Source organism: Kitasatospora sp. NPDC058406 (genome assembly GCF_042722765.1).
Lineage (GTDB): Bacteria > Actinomycetota > Actinomycetes > Streptomycetales > Streptomycetaceae > Kitasatospora.
The window spans coordinates 1-18,296 of the sequence record NZ_JBHXKE010000203.1 but is presented as its reverse complement, the minus strand read 5'-3'; the positions used below and the strand labels follow the sequence as shown (position 1 = coordinate 18,296).

Below are 18,296 nucleotides of genomic sequence, written 5' to 3'. Positions count from 1 at the left end.
GCCCTGATCGCTGCCCTGATCGCTGCCCGCGCGGGCAGCGGGGCCGGCCCGCACCCCGTGTGCAGAAAATTGGAGTCCTGCAGTCGCATTCGCTAGCCTCTCGAACGTGAGGCTGACCAAGAGCACCGACATCGCCCTCCGCATCGCCATGCGGCTGGCCGTCCTCGACGAGGAGGCCAACCCGACCACCCGCGAGGTGGCCGAGGCGGTGGGCGTGCCGTACACCCACGCCGCCAAGGTGGTCAGCCGGCTGCAGCACCTCGGCGTGGTGGAGGCGCGGCGCGGCCGCGGCGGGGGGCTGACCCTCACCGCGGCGGGCCGTACCGGCTCCCTCGGACTGCTGCTGCGCGAGCTGGAAGGGGTGGGTGACGTGGTCGGCTGCGAGGACGAGCCGCCCTGTCCGCTGCGCGCGGCCTGCCGCCTGCGGGGAGTGCTGCGTTCCGCGCAGGAGGCGTTCTTCACCACCCTCGACCCGCTCTCGATCGGCGACCTGGTCGCCGCCCCGACCGGGCCGGTCCTGCTCGGCCTCTCCCGCAGACCCCCCGACTGACACCCGTTCCCAGCCCGGCCCCAGGGCCCGCACCTGCCGGACCCGCACCTCCGCACGCCGCACCCGTCCGCGCATCCGCGCGGCCAATAATACGACTCTCAGATACCAATTTGGAGCGAACCCGATGCTGTCCGCCAAGTCCGCCGAGGTCGTCGAAGCCACCCTGCCCGTCGTGGGCGGTGCGATCGGCTCCATCACCCCGCTCTTCTACGACCGGATGTTCGCCGCCCACCCGGAGCTGCTGCGCGACCTCTTCAACCGGGGCAACCAGGCCAACGGCAGCCAGCGGCAGGCGCTGGCCGGCTCGATAGCCGTCTTCGCCTCCGCGCTGATCGCCGACCCCGACGGCCGCCCGGACGCGCTGCTGGCCCGGATCGCGCACAAGCACGTGTCGGTCGGCATCAGCAACGACCAGTACCGGATCGTCCACGAGCACCTGTTCGCCGCCATCGTCGAGGTGCTCGGCGACGCCGTCACCCCCGAGGTCGCCGCCGCCTGGGACGAGGTGTACTGGCTGATGGCCAACGGGCTGATCGCCGTCGAGGACCGGCTGCGCGCCGAGGCCGTCGCCGTCCAGCAGGGCGACCCGGCCGACCTCTGGCGCCCGTACACCGTGATCGACCGGCAGCAGGAGACCGACGACGTCACCAGCTACCTCGTCCGACCGGCCGACGGCCGCCCGCTGCCGGCGTCCCGGCCCGGCCAGTACGTCTCGGTGCGCGCCGAACTGCCCGACGGCGCACGACAGATCCGCCAGTACAGCCTCTCCGGAGCCCCGGACGGCGCGCTCCGGTTCACCGTCAAGCGTGCCACCGCCGACCGCCCGGACGCACCCGCCGGCGAGGTCTCCAACCACCTGCACGACCACCTGCGCGCCGGGGACGTCCTCGACGTCGCGCCGCCGTTCGGCGACGTCACGCCGGCCGACGGCGACGGGCCGGTGCTGCTCGCGTCGGCCGGCATCGGCAACACTCCGATCACCGCCATGCTGGCCCACCTGGCCGCCACCGGCTCCACCCGCCGGGTGGTCACCGTCCACGGCGACCGCGACCAGCTCTCGCACGCCTTCCGCGCCGACCTCACCCGGCTCACCGCCAAGCTCCCGGCCGGCACCGCGCACGTCTTCTACGAGCGGCCGCTCGGCGACTGGCCCGCCGACCGCACCGGCCTGGTCGACCTGTCGACGGTCGAGGTCCCGACCGGGACCACCGCCTACCTGTGCGGCCCGCTGCCCTTCCTCCGCTCGGTGCGGGGGCAGCTGCTGGCGGCGGGCGTCCCCGCCGCCGACATCCACTACGAGGTGTTCGGTCCGGACCTCTGGCTCGGCCGGGACGCCTGAGCACGACCGCCCCGCCCGGCCCCGCTCCGGCGCCGCGCCCCCGCGGCGCAGCCCGCGACGTGGTGCCCTGCCGCCCGGCCGGCCCGCTCGGTACGATCACCGACGGGCCGGCCGGTCCGGCGCCGGGGCGGCCCCGGCCGCCGCCGACCACCGTCGCCGTCACCGGGACGCCGACCGAGGGCCCGGGGAGGACCGTTGCGCGTCGCACTGTTCGCCACCTGCGTCAACGACGCGCTGTACCCGTCCACCGCGATCGCCACCGTGCGGCTGCTGGAGCGCCTCGGCGTCGACGTCGACTTCCCTCCCGGGCAGAGCTGTTGCGGCCAGCCGCAGTACAACACCGGCTACCGGCGGGCCTGCGAGCCGCTGGTGCGGCGCACCGCCCGGGCGTTCGCCGGCTACGACCACGTGGTGACGCCCTCCGGCTCGTGCGTGGCGACGGTCCGCGACGCCTACCCGCGGATCGCCGCCCGGGCGGGCAGCGAACTCGTCCGCGAGGTAGCGGAGTTGACACCACGGGTGTACGAGCTGACCGAGTTCCTGACCGACGTCCTCGGCGTCGAGGACGTCGGCGCGTGGTTCCCGCACACCGTGACCTACCACCCCTCCTGCCACGGACTGAGACTGCTCGGCCTCGGCGAGCGGCCGCGGCGGCTGCTCCGGGCCGTCCGGGGGATCGAACTGGTCGAACTGCCGGGCGCCGAGGAGTGCTGCGGCTTCGGCGGGACGTTCGCGGTGAAGAACCCTGCGGTCTCGGCGGCGATGGCCGCCGACAAGGTCCGCAGCGCCCTGGCCACCGGCGCCGAGGTGCTCTGCGGCGGCGACAACTCCTGCCTCCTGCACCTCGACGGCACCCTCCGCCGCCAGGGCGCGCCGCTGCGCCCGCTCCACCTCGCCGAGATCCTCGCCAGCACCGAGGCCGAGCCCTGGCGGGCGGCGTGAACACCTTCCTGGGGATGCCCGGGATGCCCGCCGCACCGGCCGCTCCCGCCTTCCCGGAGGCCGCCGCCGCTGCCACGGCCGACGAGCGGCTGCGCGCCAACCTCCGGCACGCCACCCGCACCATCCGGGAGAAGCGGGCCCGCGCGGTCGCCGAACTCTCCGACTGGACCGAGCTGCGCGCAGCCGCCAAGGCCGTCAAGGACCACACCCTGCGCCATCTCGACCGCTACCTGGTCCAGTTGGAGCAGGCCGTGACCGCCGCCGGCGGCACCGTGCACTGGGCCTCCGACGCCGACGAGGCCAACCGGATCGTCACCGGACTGGTCCGGGCCACCGATGAGCGCGAGGTGGTCAAGGTGAAGTCGATGGCCACCCAGGAGATCGGCCTCAACGAGGCACTCGCCGCCGCCGGGATCACCGCGTACGAGACCGATCTCGCCGAGCTCATCGTGCAGTTGGGCGAGGACCGGCCCTCGCACATCCTGGTCCCGGCGATCCACCGCAACCGCGGCGAGATCCGCGAGATCTTCGCCGCACGGATGGCCGACTGGGGCCGCCCCGCCCCCGAGGGACTATCCGACGCACCCGCCGACCTCGCCGAGGCGGCCCGCCTCCACCTCCGGGAGAAGTTCCTGCGCGCCGAAGTCGCCGTCTCGGGAGCCAACTTCATGGTCGCCGAGACCGGCACCCTGGTGGTCGTGGAGTCCGAGGGCAACGGCCGGATGTGCCTCACCCTGCCGCGCACCCTGATCTCGGTGGTCGGCATCGAGAAGGTGGTGCCGACCTGGCGGGACCTGGAGATCTTCCTCCAGGTGCTGCCCCGCTCCTCCACCGCCGAGCGGATGAACCCGTACACCTCGTTCTGGACCGGCACCGCCGGGGGCGGCGACGCGGGCGCCGGGGCCGCCGGGGCCACCGGGGCCGGCGCGGACGGCCCGTCCGTGTTCCACCTCGTCCTGCTCGACAACGGGCGGACGGCCGCCCTCGCCGACCCGACCGGCCGCCAGGCGCTGCGCTGCATCCGCTGCTCGGCCTGCCTCAACGTCTGCCCGGTGTACGAGCGGGCCGGCGGGCACGCCTACGGTTCGGTCTACCCGGGCCCGATCGGCGCCATCCTCACCCCGCAACTCCGCGGCGTCGCCACCGAGCTGGACGCCTCACTGCCGTACGCGTCGTCGCTCTGCGGGGCCTGCTACGAGGTCTGCCCGGTGGCCATCGACATCCCCGAGGTCCTGGTCCACCTGCGCGAGCGGGTCACCGACCGGCCCGGGCACCGGCTGGAACGCGCCGCCGTCGCCGCCGCCACCTACGTCCTCGACCGACCGGCCCTGCTCCGGGCGGCCGAACGGGCCGCCGCCCGGACCCGCCGGTTCCACCCGCGCCGGCTCCCGGGCCCGGGCCGCGCCTGGACCGACACCCGCGAGCTGCCGGCGGTCCCGCCCGAACCGTTCCGCGACTGGTGGCGGAGGAACCGCACATGAGCGACCGACCGACGGGCGGATCGCGCGAGGCGATCCTGTCCCGGATCCGCGCCGCGGTCCGCCCCGGCAGCCCTCCCGGCAGCCCGCCCGACAGCCGCCCCGGCGCCCGCGCCACGACGGAGGAGCCCGTCCCCCGGGACTACCTCCGCAGCCACGTCCGCACGGACGATCCGGACGCGCTGATCGACCTGCTCCACCACAACCTCGCCGACTACCGGGCCCTGGTCCACCGCTGCACCGTCGACCGCCTGCCCGAGGTCATCGGCGTCCTCCTCGACGCCCGGGGCTCCCGCACCGTGGCCGTCCCGCCGGGCCTGCCGCCCGGCTGGACCGCCGCCGCCTCGGCCCGCCCGCTGCCGGACGGCGGCCCCGGCGGAGCCCTCACCGCCGCACGGCTGGACGCCGTCGACAGCGTGGTGACCGGCTGCGCCCTGGCGATCGCCGAGACCGGCACGCTCGTCCTGGACGGCGGCCCGGGGCAGGGCCGCCGGCTGCTCAGCCTCGTCCCGGACCACCACGTCTGCGTCGTCCTGGCACCCGGCCAGGTGGTCGCGTCCGTCCCGCTCGCCCTCCCCCGACTCGACCCGGCCCGACCTCAGACCTGGATCTCCGGCCCGTCCGCCACCAGCGACATCGAGCTGAACCGGGTGGAGGGCGTGCATGGTCCGCGCACCCTGGAGGTCGTCCTGGCCACGCCCCGGTGACGGGCCGGGTTCACCCGACGTCGCGCGCGAAGGTCCCCCGCTCCCCCAGGTTCCAGGCGACGACCCGGCGCGGGCGGACGCGGATGATGTCCCGGCTGAAGTAGCCGGGCGCCACCGGCGGCACCTCCACCGCCAGCGTCTCGGCCTCCCCCCTGATCTCGACGCCGCGCCCCCACCCGCCAACGACCGGGTCGTCGGCCGGGGCCATGTCGTCCACCAGCACGGCGACCTCGGGGCGGGCCTGCGCGTTCAGGTACTTCCGGCTGCGGGCCATGTCGGGTCCGCCGATGTCGATGGTGCCGTCGTCGTTGAGCCGGAAGCCCACCGGACGGACCTGCGGGCGGCCGTCGGGGCCGATGGTCGCCAGGCGCGCCAGCGGTTGGGCGGCCAGGTAGGCGAGTTCCCTCGCGGTGAAGATCATGTCTGGACCCTAGAAGCTCAAGCGCGGTTGAGGTCAAGCTCTCCCGGTCTGCCCGATCTGCGGGTTCTGCCGGGCCGGAACGGGCCTTCGGAACGGGCCTCCGGGGCGGGCCTCCGGGGCGGGCCTCCGGGGCGGGCGGTCAGGTCGGCCGGGCGCCCGGCCGGGTCGGGCGGATCCGCGTTGCCCGGCCGGGCCCGCCCTACGCGGGGCGCAGCTCCAGGGTGCAGCACTTGGGGCCGCCGCCGCCCTTGAGCAGCTCGGAGACGTCGACCGGTACCGGCTCGTACCCCTGCTCGGTCAGCCGCGCGGCCAGCGCCTTGGCGGCCTCCGGCAGGAGCACCCGGCGCCCGTCGGAGACGGCGTTCAGCCCGAACACCTCGGCGTCGGCCCGGTCGGCGAGGATCGCGTCCGGGTAGAGGCTGCGCAGCAGTGCCTGGCTGTCCGGGGTGAACGCCTCCGGGTAGTACATGACCTGGTCCTCGTCGAGGACGGCCAGCGCGGTGTCCAGGTGGTAGAAGCGCGGGTCGACCAGGGTCAGGCTGAGCACCTGGACGCCGAAGAGCGCGCGGGCCTCGGCGTGCGCGGCCGGGTCGGTGCGGAAGCCCGTGCCGGCCAGCACCCGGCGACCGGCCACCAGGTGGTCGCCCTCACCCTCGTTGACGTGCCCGGCCCGCTGCACCTCGCGGTAGCCGGCGGCCCGGAACCAGGCCTGGTGGGCGTCCGACTCGCCGGCCCGCTCGGGGTGGCGGAAGGTCGCGACCAGCGCCCGGCCGCCGAGCACGGTCGCCCCGTTGGCCGTGTAGACCATGTCGGGCAGCCCGGGCACCGGATCGATCAGCTCGACGGTGTGGCCGAGCCGCCCGTACAGCGCGCGCAGCCGCTCCCACTGGAGGACGGCGAGCTCGGTGTCGGTGGGCCGGGACGGGTCCATCCAGGGGTTGATCGTGTAGTCGACCGTGAAGTACGTCGGCCGGCACATCAGGTAGCGCCGCGGTTTCGCGGCGCGCTCCGGGATTCGGTTCGGCATGCGGCGACCTCCGCCGTCCGGGGGTGAGGGGTTCGGGGTGCTCGGTGCTCGGTGACGGCTGCGGGGCGGTGGCCGCCGGGCGAGGTGTCCGGTCGGGCGCCGGGACCGTGCCGCGCAGTCCAGAGGGCCGCTGCCCGGACGGCGCCGTTCGTACACCCGCGCGGGAACGCCGGACGACGCAGTCCCCCGCGCACCCGGCGCATCCGCCGGCGCGTCCCCCGGCGCACGGGGAGCGCACCCACCCGCCCGGCTCCGACCGGTCCGAAGGGCGGGCGGCCCGCCGGTCACCGGGCCGCGGAAGCGGAAGGGCCACCGCCCCGCGAGACCGGCAACCGGTCTCCGCCGTAGACCTCCTGACGCCCCGCCCGGTCGTACGGCCCGCCCCGTCGCCGACCTCCCGGACCACCCCCGCCCACCGCCGGAGGGCTCCCCGAACGGTACGTGGCCGATCTCACGTACCGCCACCGGCCACCTACGGTGGCGTAGGTTACTTGAGACAGTGAACTATCTCCTTCATGCCGAATCTCCAGGAGACCCTTGACCTCAGTTCGTACGTCGCCATCGGGGACAGCTTCACCGAGGGCCTGAACGACCCCGGCGTCGGCGGCGCCTTCGCCGGCTGGGCCGACCGGCTCGCCGGGCTGCTCGCCGACGGGCAGCCCCCGGGCGACTTCCGCTACGCCAACCTCGCGGTGCGCGGCCGGCTGCTCGACCAGGTCATGGCCGAGCAGGTGCCGCAGGCCCGGCGCATCCGGCCCGACCTGGTGACCTTCTGCGCCGGCGGCAACGACATCCTGCGACCCGGCAGCGACCCGGACGAGGTGGCCGAGCGGTTCGAGGCCGCCGTCGTCCAACTCGTCGAGGCGGCAGGGACGGTACTCATCTGCACCGGCTTCGACACCCGCGGCGTGCCGCTGCTGAAGCACCTCCGCGGCAAGATCGCCACCTACAACAGCCACATGCGGGCCGTCGCCGACCGGCACGGCTGCAAGGTGGCCGACCTCTGGTCGCTCCGCGCCGTCCAGGACCGCCGGGCCTGGAGCGAGGACCGCCTGCACCTCTCCCCGGAGGGCCACCAGCGGGTCGCCCTGCTGGCCGCCCGCTCGCTGGGCCTGCGCACCGCGCAGGACCCGGAGGCGCCCTGGCCGGTCCTGCCGGTGGCGTCCCCCGCCGAGCAGCGCCGCGAGAACCTGCAGTGGGCCCGCGAGTACCTGATCCCCTGGGTCGGCCGCCGCCTGCGCGGCGAGTCCTCGGGCGACCACGTCGAGGCCAAGCGGCCGGAGCTCATGCCGCTCTGACGCCCCGTCGGAGACTCGGCCGGACCACCGGACCACCGGCCCCCGGATCCGTCCGGAGCCACCGCCGCGCCACCGCCGCGCCCCGACCGGCGGTGGCACCCGGCCCGCGGCTGCCTCAGACCCGGCGGCCGGCCGGGCCGGCCCGCCCCGCACCCGCGTGCACGAGCGCGGCCAGGACCGCACCGACCAGGTACCAGAGCAGGTCGGGCGGGTTGAAGGTGGAGCCGAGCACCAGCCGGGCGAGCGCACTGCGGTGGGCCAGCTCCTCCGGGACCCCGGTGAGCTGGAACAGCTCGACGGCCCAGCTCAGCCCGGCCGCCCACGCCCCGGCCGCGACCGGCCGCAGGCCCGGCGCCGCGGTCACGGCCAGCGCGTACACCAGCACCGTGTACAGCGCGTCCCCGGCGTACTTGGCGACCTCCCCGCCGACCGCGGCGCGCACCCCGAGCCCGGCCGCCACCGCCAGCACCGCCGCCACCACGGCCACCGCACGCACGGCGCCGCGCCCTCGAAGATCATCCATTCCGGTACCCTAACCAGCCGCCGGACCCGGCAGCGACGGCCGGCGCCGCTCCGCCGACGTCGGGGACTCGACCGCAGCGGCGACCGCGAGCCGGGGGTGTCGCCACGGCCTCCCCGCGGCGCCTTCCGCGCCCCCGCCCCCGCCTCCCGCGGACCGTTCGGAACCGCCGCCGCCCCGCCCGACGTCCCTCCCTCCCGGCGGGCCGCGCCTGCGGCCCGGTAACCTGCTGGCCGGTCCGTGTGGGACCGGGTCCGTGCGGGTCGCGGGCGGGAACGACAGAACAGGGCGGGGCACAGTGACGCAGCTGACCGATGCGGTGAACGGGTCCGGGGTGGCGGCGGACACGACAGAGGCCGGGCAGGGCCGGGGGCGGCGGTTCGCCGTCGAGGGCTTCGCGCCGCGCCAGGACGGCCGGTCCCGCGACCGCGGCAAGGACCTGCGCACCCGCACCCCGCGCGAGCGGCACGCCGAGTTCGCCCCGTCCGACGACCGCCCGTCCGCCGTGGCGGCGATCGAGGCGTCCAACGCTGGCCGCCTCACCGACCTGGTGCCGATAAGGCTGGGCCGGATGGCCGCCACCCCGTTCGCCTTCCTCCGCGGCTCGGCCGGTCTGATGGCCGCCGACCTCGCGGTCACCCCCACCAGCGGGATAACCGCCCAGCTGTGCGGCGACGCGCACGCGGCCAACTTCGGCCTGTACGGCGACGCCCGCGGCCGCCTGGTGATGGACATCAACGACTTCGACGAGACCGTCCCGGGCCCGTGGGAGTGGGACCTCAAGCGGCTCGCGACCAGCCTGGTGCTGGCCGGCCGGGCGGTCGGCGCGGACGAGACCACCGCCCGCCGGGCCGCGTTCGACGCGGCGGGCGCGTACCGCCGGACCATGCGCACGCTCGCCAAGCTGCCGGCGCTGGACGCCTGGAACGCCGTCGCCGACGAGCAGTTGGTCTCCTTCGCCCAGGCGCACGACCTCACCGAGGTCCTGGAGAGGGTCGGCGCCAAGGCGCTCGGCAACACCAGCGCACGCTTCGCCGCCAGGTCGACCGTGCGGGCGGAGGACGGCGGCCACCGCTTCACGGCGGCGCCCCCGGTGCTCAGCGAGGTGCCGGACGACACGGCCTCCGCCGTCGCCACCGCGCTCGGCGCGTACGTGCGGACGGTCCCGGCCGAACTGCACCCGCTGCTCTCCCGCTACCGGGTGCAGGACGTGGCGTTCCGGGTGGTGGGCACCGGCAGCGTCGGCACCCGTTCGTACGTGGTGCTGCTCACCGACCACCGCGAGCAGCCGCTCGTGCTCCAGGTGAAGGAGGCGCGGCCGTCCGTGCTGCTGCCCCACCTGGCCCGCGCGGGCTACCCCGTGACGACGCCGGAGGTCCACGAGGGCCGCCGGGTGGTGCTCGGCCAGAAGCGCATGCAGGTGGTCAGCGACACCCTGCTCGGCTGGACCACGGTGGACGAACTCCCCTACCAGGTGCGGCAGTTCCGCAACCGCAAGGGCAGCGTCGACCCGGCCGCGCTGCTGCCCGCGCAGCTGGACGACTACGCCCGGATCACCGGCGCCCTGCTGGCCCGGGCCCATGCACACACCGCGGACCCCGGCCTGATCAGCGGCTACTGCGGCAAGAACGAGGCGTTGGACGAAGCGGTCGCCGGGTTCGCGGTGGCGTACGCGGACCGCACCGAGGCGGACCACGCCGAGCTGGTCGCGGCGATCCGTGCGGGCCGGCTCCCGGCCGAGCACGGGGTCTGACGCCCCCCGGGGCCTCAGGACCCCGCCGGCTCCAGGAACGGCGCGACCGCCGCCACGAACTCCGCGGGCCGGGTCCGGTGCACCAGGTGCCCGGCCTCGACGGTGACCACCCTCCCGTCCGGGAGCAGCCCGGTCAGCTCGGCGATCCGGTCCTGCGGCACGTGGCTCGCCGGGCCGCCGGCCACCACCAGGGTGGGCGCGGTGATCGCCGTCATCCGCTCCAGCCAGCGCGGGTCCGGCCGGTCCATCCGTCCCTTGACCGCCTTCACCACGGCCCAGTCGAAGTCGATCGGACCGGCGGGCCGGTCGGGCACGGGGCTCGCCGGGCGCGGGTGGGGGGCGGGGACGTCCTCCAGCACCAGCCGGGCGACCCGCTCGGGCCGCTCCTGGGCGACCAGGTAGGCGACCACACCGCCCATCGAGTGCCCGAGCAGGTCGACCCGCTCCAGCCCGAGGGCGTCCAGGAAGCCGAGCACGTCGTCGCGCATCAGCTCGACGGCGTACCGGCCGGGTCGGCCGCTGTCACCGTGGCCGCGCAGGTCGAGCGCGTAGACGCGGTGGTGCGGGGCCAGGGCGGGCAGGACGTCGTCCCAGTCGGTGGCCCGCTCGCCGAGCGCGTGCAGCAGCACCAGCGGCGGGCCGTCGGCCGGTCCGCTCTCCCGGTAGGCGAGGGACAGCTCGGGAAGGTCGACCGTGCGATGAGCAGTCATGCCGCTCACCGTACGGCGCCCCGGCCGGCCCGGGCACGGAGCGGCCGTTCGCCCGCCGCTCAATTCCCCGGTCCCGCACCGGAGGCGGATCCGGACGGCGCGCCGGAGGCCGGAGCCTGCGCCGCTCCGGGCGCCGAGGCCGACGCCCCCGCCCCCGATCCGGGTCCCCCCTCCCGCGTCTCCTCCGCCGGCCGCTCCGGAGCCTCACCGGTCCGCGTCCCGCCGTCCCGTCCCGCGGCCCGGCCGGCGAGCATCGACGCCACCACCGCCAGGCCGGCCACCGCCGCACAGACCGCGGTCGCCCACGCGTACGCGGCCCGGTGTCCGCCGCCGTCGCCCGTCGCCCGCAGGTAGACGCCGGAGAGTGCGGAGATGCTGACCGCCGCCGCGATCCGCTGCGCCATCTGCAGGATCGCCCCGCTCACTCCGGCCGCCTCGGACGGCGCGTGGCGCAGTACGTACGCCTGGTTGGTCGCCGTCATCAGTCCGACCGCCGCGCCGCCCAGCAGCTGCAGCAGCGCGAGGAGCCACGGCAGCGGCCCGGCCGGAGCCCAGTGCGCGACCAGGCCGCCGGCCAGCATCACCAGCGCCGAACCGGTCATGCCGGCGGTGACGGTCCGCCGGCCGAACCGCTGGACCACCCGCCAGGCGACCGCCGAGGCGAATCCCATGGCCACCGCCGAGGGCAGCGAGACCAGGGCCGCCCCCATCGGCGAGAGGCCGAGGCCGTCCTGCAGGAACATCGTCAGCACCAGCCCGGCCGCCAGCGAGGAGCCGAACTGGGCCATCGCCACCGCCGTGCCCAGCGCGTACGGCGCCGAGCGGATCAGCGCCGGGTGGATCAGTGGGTGGCCGCCGGCCCGGGCGTAGCGCCGCTGCCACCAGGCCAGCGCGCCGAGCAGCAGCACCGCCCCGGCGGCGAAGCCGAGCCAGCCGGTCCAGCCGGGCGGCTGGACGAACGGCAGCATCAGCGCGAGAGTCAGCGCGGCGACCAGCAGCAGGCCGACCAGGTCGAGGTCGGCGTGCCGCGCGCTGGGGCGCGGGCGCGGCAGGTAGCGGGCGGCCAGCAGCACGGTGGCCAGCCCGAACGGGACGTTGAGCAGGAAGGTGATCCGCCAGCCGTACTCCGGTCCGACGACCGCCAGCACCGCGCCGCCGACGGGCGGGCCGAGTGCGAAGGCCAGCCCGCCGGTGACGGCGTAGAGGCCGAGCGCACGGGCCCGCAGCTGGCCGCCGAAGACGTCCTGGAGGGTCCCGATCATCTGCGAGTTCACGAGTCCGGCGCCGGCACCCTGGAGCAGCCGGGCGGTCACCAGCACCCACGGTTCGGTGGCGGACGCCGAGAGCAGGCTGACGACGGTGAACAGGGCGAGCCCGGAGACGAAGAACCACTTGCGGCCCTTGACGTCGCCGAGCCGCCCCCCGGGTATCAGGGCCAGTCCGAAGGCCAGCGAGTAGCCCGCGACGATCCATTGGAGGTGGGCGGGCTGGGCGTGCAGCGACTCGCGCAGCGCGGGGATCGAGGTGTTGAGCACCGACTGGTCGAGCAGGGTGGTGAAGCCGCCCGCGACGCAGACCAGCAGCACGCGCCGCCCGGCGGCGTCGAAGCGCTCCTTGACCGGCGGGGTGGACGCCGCGCGGTCGGTGGTGGCCGTCACGGCACGACCACCACCAGCGCGTACCGGGCGTCCTCCGGGCCGGGGCAACGGAAGCGGGTGGTCTCGGCGACGAACCGCAGGCAGTCGCCGGCCGCCAGCGGCTGCGCCTCCCCGTCGACGGTCAGGTCCAACCGGCCCTCCAGCAGCCAGAGGTGGTGCTCCACGCCGAGCGCGCAGGGCCGGTCGTAGGCGATGTCGGCGCCGGCCGGCAGCCGCCCCTCCACGATCTCGGCGCGCAGCGACCCGTGCGGCGGTGAGACCGACCGCCGGACGAACCCGGTCGCCTCGTCCCGCCAGACCCACTGCTCGTCGGCCCGCACCAGCCGCGCGGGCGCCGACTCCACCTCGGCGAGCAGCCGCGACATGGTCCGCCCGTAGACGGCGCAGAGCCGTCCGAGCAGCGCCGCCGTCGGGCTCACCTCCGCCCGCTCGACCCGGGACAGTGTCGACCGGCTGACGTCCGCCTGCCGTGCCAACTCCTCCAGCGTCCACCCGCGTTCGACCCGCAACTCGGCCAACCGCCCTGCCAGCCGCTCGTCGGCGGCCGTCTCGATTCCCATATCCGCGATGCTATCCCGGATATGGGATCCGCTTCGGGGCTTCCCGCCTGCCGTCCCACGGCGGGGTGGCGGAGCCGTGCACTCCCGCCGGTCGGCGCCGGCGCCGGGGGACGGCACGGTGGCCGACCCGGGCTTCACGGTGGCCGACCTGGGCTTCTGCGACACCGGCCGCCGATCATATGATGTCCGCGACCATGGGCCGGACGGCCCACGCGCATCACGGGGGATCACATGTTCGGCATCATCAGACCGTGTCGGCACCGGCTCTCCGAACGGTTGCAGGCCACGTGGATGGCCCACCTCTGCGGGCTCTGCCTCGCCCTGCGGGACGACCACGGGCAGCTGGCCCGAACCGCCACCAACTACGACGGTCTGATCATCTCGGTCCTGGTCGAGGCCCAGGCCGCCGCCGACGCCCCCGGCGGGCGGCGGACCGCCGGGCCCTGCCCACTGCGCGGCATGCGGACCGCCTCCGTCGCGCGGGGCGAGGGCGCCCGGCTCGCCGCCGCCGTCTCGCTGACCCTCGCCTCGGTGAAGATCCGCGACCACGTCGAGGACCGGGACGGCGTCTTCGCCCGCCGCCCGGTCGCCGCCGGGGCGCGCGCGGTGACCCGGCGGTGGGACCGGCGGAGCGCGGGCAGCGCGTCGGTGGTCGGCTTCGACACCGCCGTCCTGCTCGACGCGGCGGCCCGCCAGGGCGAACTGGAGCGCGGACTGCAGGTCGGCGGGTCCGTCCTGCTGGTCACCGAGCCCACCGAGAGCGCCACCGCCGCGGCCTTCGCGCACACCGCCGTCCTGGCCGGCCGGCCGGGCAACGCCGCACCGCTGACCGAGGCCGGGCGGCTGTTCGGCCGCCTCGCGCACCTGCTGGACGCCGCCGAGGACGAGGCCGCCGACGCCGCGAGCGGCGCGTGGAACCCGCTCACCGCGACCGGGACCGACCGCGCCGAGGCCGAACGCCTCTGCCGCGACGCCGTGCACGGCATCCGCCTCGCACTGGCCGAGGTCGACCTGACCGACCGCACCCTGGTGCACGTCCTGCTCGCCCACGAGACCGAACGCGCCGTCGAGCGGGTCTTCGGCCCCGCCGCGCACACCGCCGCCTGCCGCACCAGGACCGGCTCCGGGGCGGCCGGCGCACCCGGCACCGCGCCCGCCGGCTCCAACCCGTACCAAGCACCGCCCCGGCACGACCCGGACCAGGCCCCGCCGCAGGGCCCGGGCGCGCCCGTCCCGCCCTGGATCCCGCAGGGCCCCGGCTTCACCCCGCCCGGCGCCCCGCCGCCGGACCGCCGCAACCTGCTGGCCGGCTGCGCCATGTGGGCCCTGATGGCCTGCACGTGCCAACTGTGCTGCTGCGAGCACGAGGACCCGTTCTCCCGCGAACGCCGCGAGGGCTGGTGCCACCAGTGCGACTGCTCCAACTGCTCGGACTGCTGCGACTGCTGCCAGTGCTGCGGGGAGAACAGCAGCTGCTGCTCGGACTGCGGGTGCGGCTGCGACGGGTGCGGCTGCGACTGCTGAGCCCCGGCCGGCCGCCACCGGCCCGCCGCCCCCCACCACGGGCGGACCCGGCCCCGGACCTCCGGCGTACGGGCGGCCGCGCCGGGTCCGCCTCCCGGCGTAGCCGCCGTCCACCGGCGGGCCGACGTGCCGCCCGGAGGACCCGACCTAACGTGGCGTCATGTCCAAGACCACTCGGTGGCGTTCCGCCGCCCTGCTCGGCCTGCCCGTCGCCCTGCTGCTGACCCTCGCCGGTCCGGCCGCCGCCGCGGCACCCCCCGCCCCGACCCCCGGCGCCGCCGGCCACCGCCCCCCCGCCGGCGGCGCGCCCCGGGTCCCCGCCCCGACCGGACATCAGCCGGTCGGCGTCACCGACGTCCGCCTGGTGGACGACAGCCGGCCCGATCCGTGGCGGGCCGGCACGACGTCCCGCGAACTGATGGTCACCGTCCGGTACCCGACCGGCACCACCCGCGGCAGCCACCCGGCCTACGTGTCACCGGAGTTGTCCCACGCCCTGTACCGGGGCCTCTTCGACGCGAGCACCGTGCGGACCAACGCCCTGGCCGACGCGCCGCCCGCCCGCGGACGCCTCCCCCTCGTCGTGCTCTCCCCCGGCTTCGGCAACAGCCGCACCTCGCTGACCGCCCTGTCCGAGGACCTCGCCTCCCGCGGCTACGCGGTCGCCGTCGTCGACCACACCTACGAGACCTCCGTGCAGTTCCCCGACGGCCGGATCGAGCCCTGCCTGATCTGCGGGGAGCCGGAGGACCCGTGGGCCTTCGGGGTGGACGTCTCCCGCAGCCGGGCCCGCGACCTCCGGTTCGTGATCGACCGCTTCACCGCCCCGGGCAGGGGCCCGGTGCGCGGCCTCTCGATCGACCCGGCGCGGATCGGCGCCGCCGGCCACTCGCTCGGCGGGGCAGGCTCCCTGGAGGCGATGCGCGAGGACGGCCGGATCCGGGCCGCCGCCGACCTGGACGGCACCGTCTTCGTCCCGCCCGCCGAGGGCCTCTCCCGGCCGGTCCTGCTGCTGAGCGCCCGGCTCGGCGGCTCGGCCGAATCCACGGCCAACTGGGCGGACACCTGGAACCGGCTCGGCGGCTGGCGCCGCTGGCTGGACCTGCCCGAGGCAGGACACCTCTCCTTCTCGGACGTGCACTGGCAGGTCGACGCGTTCGGCGTCCGCGACCAGCTGCCGCCGGAGCTCGCCGACGAGAGCTTCGGCACGATCCGCGGCACCCGCGCGCTGGCCGCCACCCGCGCCTACCTCGGCGCGTTCCTCGACCGGCACCTGCGCGACCGCCCGGGCCCGCTGCTCGACCGGCCGTCCCGCGCCTACCCCGACGTCCGCTTCGTGAAGTAGCCCGCCTCACCGGCCGGCACCGCCTCCCGCAACTCGCCCCCGACGTGCTCCGGACCGCGCACCCAGAGCGGCAGCACCTCGGCTCCCCGGGTACGGCCGCCACCGGCCTCAGACATCCCGGGCCACCGATCTCGCCCCCGCCGACCGCCGGTCGGCCGCCAGCGAATCCTCCAGCCGGGCCAGCAGCACCCGGAACCGGTCGGTGTCCTCGGCCGTCATCCGGCCCTCCGCCAGGGCCCGCACGCCCTGGTCCCCCGTCGTTCCCTCGTTCATGCCCCGACGTTAGGCGACGGCGATCAACGCGCGATAAACACCCGTCACTCCCGACGCCTCCCGCCCCCGGGGCCCCGGGGTGTCAGCCGTCGGCCCGGCCCGCGCCCGGGGCGGACGGGACCAGGACCACCGGCAGGTGCCGGTGCCCGTTGGAGATGAAGGACTCCACCGGCGCCAGGCCGGCCCCCGCCGCCAGCGCCAGGTCCGGGAACCGCTCAAAGAGGGCCGGCAGCGCGATCTGCGCCTCCATCCGGGCCAGCGGAGCGCCCAGGCAGAAGTGCGCACCGTGGCCGAACGCCAGGTGGTCCTTGGTGGGGCGCCGCAGATCGAAGACGTCCGCGTCGGCACCGTGCACCTCGGGGTCCCGCCCGGCGGCGGCGAACGCGGCCAGGATCGGCTCGCCCCGGCCGATCAGCACCCCGCCCGCCCGGATGTCCTCCACGGCGTAGCGCAGCGGCAGGTTGGCGACGGGGGACTGCACCCGCAGGGTCTCCTCGATCACGTCGCTCCACCCCGCCTTCCCGCTCAGGACCAGGTCCAGCTGCTCGGGGTGGGTGAGCAGCAGGTGGATGGCGTTGTCCAGCAGGTTGACCGTGGTCTCGTGCCCGGCGCTGAGCACCAGCAGCAGGGTGTCCAGCAGCTCCTTCTCGGTGAGCGAGCCGCCGTCGCCGTCCGCGTCGCGCGCGGCGATCAGCCCGCTGGTCAGGTCGTCGCCGGGCGTCTCGCGCTTGATCGCGACCAGCTCGGAGAGGAGCACGTACACCCGCTCGCCGTTGGCGTGGGCGTCCTCGGGGGTGATGGTGGTGTCGAAGAAGCCGTCCACGCACCTCCGCAGACCCTCGTGCAGGTGGTCCGGCACCCCGAAGAGCTCGCAGATCACCTGGATCGGCACCGGATAGGCGTAGCCCTCGCGCAGGTCGACGGCCCGGCCGGGCTCGGCGACGGCGGCCAGGCCGTCGAGCAACCCGGTGACGATCCCCTCGACGCGCGGGCGCAGCGCCTCGGTGCGCCGGGCGGTGAAGGCGCCGGCCACCAGGCGGCGCAGCCGTCGGTGGTCCGCGCCGTACGCGGTGAACATGCTCTCGACCGCGACCCAGAGCATCAGCGGCCAGTCGGCGGGTATCTCGCCGGCGGCGAAGGCGGTCCAGTGCTGCCGGGCGTTCTTGGACACGTTCGGGTCGGCCAGCAGCTGCTTGACGAGCCGCTGGCTGCCCACCGACCAGGCGACCACGCCGCCGGGGAGTTCCACCTGGGCCACCGGACCGTCCTGATGGACCCGGCGGGCCTCGCCGTGGATGTCACGGCCGCCCGGGTCGAGCCGGACGGGGCAGCGGTCGCGTTCCACGGAGGGCCTCCTGAGGCGTCGTCAGGCGCTGCGGGGGGGTGCGGCCGGAACCGTGCCCCGGGGCCCCGGGTGCACTCCGGGGCGATCCCGCCACAGCTTGCCAGCGGACGGTGGACCCGACAAGCACGCCTCCCCACCGCCGGAGGCGGTGGGGGACACGCCGGCGGACGCGCCGGCGGGCTCGCCGGGGGACCCCGGAGGTACGTCCGGCGGTCGAGGCGGTCTCAGGCCCGGCCGAGCACCCGGTCGACGGCGATCTCGATGACCACCCGGTCCGGGTTCACCCGCGGTTCGCGGTAGCGTTCGGTGTAGCGCCGCACCGCCTCGGCGACCTCCGCCGGCTCGTCCCGGACCACGGCCACGCCCTCCAGCGTCGACCAGCGGGCCCGGTCCACCTGGCAGACCGCCACCCGCATGCCCTCCGCCCCGGCCGCCAGCACGTTCTGCACCTTCCGGCTGGTCCGGCTGCTGATCACCCGGGCGATCCCCGCCTCCGGCTCGTACGTCACCCCCACCGGCACCACGTGCGGCGTCCCGTCGGGCCGCCGGGTGGTCAGCGTGGAGATGTGCCGCTCCTGCCAGAAGGCGAGGAAGGCTTCGTCGAGCTCGCGTGGATCATGGGCCATGCCCGCGATCGTACGTCGCCGGACCGGGCGCCCCGCCCACCGGGCGCCCCGCCCACCGGCCGCCCCGCCCACCGGCCGCCCGGCGGGACCGGCCCGTGCGGGTCCGGCCCGCACCGCCGCGGCCGGGCACGCGCGCGGCCCGGTGCGGGGCGCACCGGGCCGCGTCCACGCCGCCGCACGGTCACCCCTGCGGCGGCTCCCCCCAGTATCTTATACAACA

18 protein-coding genes are annotated in these 18,296 nt (G+C 76.0%); 9 read left to right on the top strand and 9 right to left on the bottom strand.

Features of this window, described 5'->3' with window-relative positions:
• Positions 1-106: 106 nt before the first annotated feature.
• From ACFWOG_RS30815 to ACFWOG_RS30795, 5 genes are all read left to right on the top strand, one after another.
• Entirely contained in the window at positions 107-550 is a 444-nt protein-coding gene (locus tag ACFWOG_RS30815; RefSeq protein WP_355405235.1) for an Rrf2 family transcriptional regulator, read from the top strand.
• A gap of 124 nt (positions 551-674) precedes the next feature.
• On the top strand, positions 675-1,889 hold the full coding sequence (locus ACFWOG_RS30810) for a globin domain-containing protein (protein WP_380362241.1): 1,215 nt from the start codon (positions 675-677) through the stop codon (positions 1,887-1,889).
• 195 nt (positions 1,890-2,084) lie between these two features.
• Complete coding sequence (locus ACFWOG_RS30805) at positions 2,085-2,831, top strand: (Fe-S)-binding protein (protein ID WP_380362239.1); 747 nt, start codon at positions 2,085-2,087, stop codon at positions 2,829-2,831.
• 23 nt (positions 2,832-2,854) lie between these two features.
• Complete coding sequence (locus ACFWOG_RS30800) at positions 2,855-4,312, top strand: lactate utilization protein B (RefSeq protein WP_380362236.1); 1,458 nt, start codon at positions 2,855-2,857, stop codon at positions 4,310-4,312.
• Positions 4,309-5,016: a lactate utilization protein C gene (locus tag ACFWOG_RS30795; RefSeq protein ID WP_380362234.1), complete on the top strand. Its 708-nt coding sequence runs from the start codon at positions 4,309-4,311 to the stop codon at positions 5,014-5,016. The genes ACFWOG_RS30800 and ACFWOG_RS30795 overlap by 4 nt, the downstream gene beginning before the upstream one ends.
• 10 nt (positions 5,017-5,026) lie before the next feature.
• Here ACFWOG_RS30795 and ACFWOG_RS30790 read toward each other — a convergent pair whose 3' ends face one another.
• A complete protein-coding gene (locus ACFWOG_RS30790) occupies positions 5,027-5,437 on the bottom strand; it encodes a PPOX class F420-dependent oxidoreductase (RefSeq protein ID WP_380362232.1) in 411 nt (136 codons plus the stop codon).
• Positions 5,438-5,636: 199 nt separating this feature from the next.
• Positions 5,637-6,464, bottom strand: coding sequence for a dimethylargininase (gene ddaH, locus ACFWOG_RS30785; RefSeq protein WP_329881819.1), 828 nt, complete (start codon positions 6,462-6,464; stop codon positions 5,637-5,639).
• 515 nt (positions 6,465-6,979) lie between these two features.
• On the opposite strand from ddaH, the gene ACFWOG_RS30780 reads away from it, so the two are divergent.
• A complete protein-coding gene (locus ACFWOG_RS30780) occupies positions 6,980-7,762 on the top strand; it encodes an SGNH/GDSL hydrolase family protein (RefSeq protein WP_329951105.1) in 783 nt (260 codons plus the stop codon).
• Between the two features lie 115 nt (positions 7,763-7,877).
• On the opposite strand, the gene ACFWOG_RS30775 is transcribed toward ACFWOG_RS30780, so the two are convergent.
• Positions 7,878-8,285: a DUF2809 domain-containing protein gene (locus ACFWOG_RS30775; RefSeq protein ID WP_380362228.1), complete on the bottom strand. Its 408-nt coding sequence runs from the start codon at positions 8,283-8,285 to the stop codon at positions 7,878-7,880.
• Between the two features lie 295 nt (positions 8,286-8,580).
• Between ACFWOG_RS30775 and ACFWOG_RS30770 the strand changes: the two genes are divergently transcribed.
• Positions 8,581-10,035, top strand: coding sequence for a DUF2252 domain-containing protein (locus tag ACFWOG_RS30770; protein WP_380362226.1), 1,455 nt, complete (start codon positions 8,581-8,583; stop codon positions 10,033-10,035).
• A 14-nt stretch (positions 10,036-10,049) separates the two neighbouring features.
• Here the strand turns inward: ACFWOG_RS30770 and ACFWOG_RS30765 are convergent, their stop codons facing one another.
• From ACFWOG_RS30765 to ACFWOG_RS30755, 3 genes are read right to left on the bottom strand one after another with little or no spacing between them, the layout of a single operon-like run.
• Positions 10,050-10,745 carry an alpha/beta fold hydrolase gene (locus ACFWOG_RS30765; RefSeq protein WP_380362224.1) on the bottom strand — a complete coding sequence of 232 codons (696 nt, stop codon included), beginning with the start codon at positions 10,743-10,745 and terminating at the stop codon, positions 10,050-10,052.
• Positions 10,746-10,804: 59 nt separating this feature from the next.
• The gene (locus ACFWOG_RS30760; RefSeq protein WP_329951108.1) at positions 10,805-12,403 is read right to left on the bottom strand and encodes an MFS transporter; all 1,599 of its coding nucleotides are present in this window, start codon (positions 12,401-12,403) and stop codon (positions 10,805-10,807) included.
• Positions 12,400-12,963: an XRE family transcriptional regulator gene (locus ACFWOG_RS30755; RefSeq protein WP_329881813.1), complete on the bottom strand. Its 564-nt coding sequence runs from the start codon at positions 12,961-12,963 to the stop codon at positions 12,400-12,402. Before ACFWOG_RS30755 ends, ACFWOG_RS30760 begins: the two co-directional genes overlap by 4 nt.
• 231 nt (positions 12,964-13,194) lie before the next feature.
• Here ACFWOG_RS30755 and ACFWOG_RS30750 point away from each other — a divergent pair, with 231 nt between their 5' ends.
• Together ACFWOG_RS30750 and ACFWOG_RS30745 are read left to right on the top strand one after the other, a co-directional pair.
• Positions 13,195-14,487 (top strand): DUF5685 family protein, encoded by a 1,293-nt coding sequence (locus tag ACFWOG_RS30750; RefSeq protein WP_380362221.1) that lies wholly within the window; start codon positions 13,195-13,197, stop codon positions 14,485-14,487.
• Positions 14,488-14,647: 160 nt separating this feature from the next.
• On the top strand, positions 14,648-15,832 hold the full coding sequence (locus ACFWOG_RS30745; RefSeq protein ID WP_380362219.1) for an alpha/beta hydrolase family protein: 1,185 nt from the start codon (positions 14,648-14,650) through the stop codon (positions 15,830-15,832).
• A 108-nt stretch (positions 15,833-15,940) separates the two neighbouring features.
• Here the strand turns inward: ACFWOG_RS30745 and ACFWOG_RS30740 are convergent, their stop codons facing one another.
• The 3 genes from ACFWOG_RS30740 to ACFWOG_RS30730 form a co-directional block, all read right to left on the bottom strand.
• On the bottom strand, positions 15,941-16,105 hold the full coding sequence (locus ACFWOG_RS30740) for a hypothetical protein (protein WP_329951112.1): 165 nt from the start codon (positions 16,103-16,105) through the stop codon (positions 15,941-15,943).
• Between the two features lie 82 nt (positions 16,106-16,187).
• Complete coding sequence (locus tag ACFWOG_RS30735) at positions 16,188-17,450, bottom strand: cytochrome P450 (RefSeq protein WP_380362217.1); 1,263 nt, start codon at positions 17,448-17,450, stop codon at positions 16,188-16,190.
• 224 nt (positions 17,451-17,674) lie between these two features.
• Positions 17,675-18,076: a TIGR03618 family F420-dependent PPOX class oxidoreductase gene (locus ACFWOG_RS30730; protein WP_329951114.1), complete on the bottom strand. Its 402-nt coding sequence runs from the start codon at positions 18,074-18,076 to the stop codon at positions 17,675-17,677.
• Between the last annotated feature and the right edge of the window lie 220 nt (positions 18,077-18,296).

Coding starts and splice junctions, on each gene's coding strand:
- ACFWOG_RS30810 (WP_380362241.1), top strand. CDS start 675: ATGCTGTCCGCCAAGTCCGCCGAGGTCGTCGAAGCCACCCTGCCCGTC.
- ACFWOG_RS30800 (WP_380362236.1), top strand. CDS start 2,855: ATGCCCGCCGCACCGGCCGCTCCCGCCTTCCCGGAGGCCGCCGCCGCT.
- ACFWOG_RS30795 (WP_380362234.1), top strand. CDS start 4,309: ATGAGCGACCGACCGACGGGCGGATCGCGCGAGGCGATCCTGTCCCGG.
- ACFWOG_RS30790 (WP_380362232.1), bottom strand. CDS start 5,437: ATGATCTTCACCGCGAGGGAACTCGCCTACCTGGCCGCCCAACCGCTG.
- ddaH (WP_329881819.1), bottom strand. CDS start 6,464: ATGCCGAACCGAATCCCGGAGCGCGCCGCGAAACCGCGGCGCTACCTG.
- ACFWOG_RS30780 (WP_329951105.1), top strand. CDS start 6,980: ATGCCGAATCTCCAGGAGACCCTTGACCTCAGTTCGTACGTCGCCATC.
- ACFWOG_RS30775 (WP_380362228.1), bottom strand. CDS start 8,285: ATGGATGATCTTCGAGGGCGCGGCGCCGTGCGTGCGGTGGCCGTGGTG.
- ACFWOG_RS30765 (WP_380362224.1), bottom strand. CDS start 10,745: ATGACTGCTCATCGCACGGTCGACCTTCCCGAGCTGTCCCTCGCCTAC.
- ACFWOG_RS30755 (WP_329881813.1), bottom strand. CDS start 12,963: ATGGGAATCGAGACGGCCGCCGACGAGCGGCTGGCAGGGCGGTTGGCC.
- ACFWOG_RS30750 (WP_380362221.1), top strand. CDS start 13,195: ATGTTCGGCATCATCAGACCGTGTCGGCACCGGCTCTCCGAACGGTTG.
- ACFWOG_RS30745 (WP_380362219.1), top strand. CDS start 14,648: ATGTCCAAGACCACTCGGTGGCGTTCCGCCGCCCTGCTCGGCCTGCCC.
- ACFWOG_RS30740 (WP_329951112.1), bottom strand. CDS start 16,105: ATGAACGAGGGAACGACGGGGGACCAGGGCGTGCGGGCCCTGGCGGAG.
- ACFWOG_RS30730 (WP_329951114.1), bottom strand. CDS start 18,076: ATGGCCCATGATCCACGCGAGCTCGACGAAGCCTTCCTCGCCTTCTGG.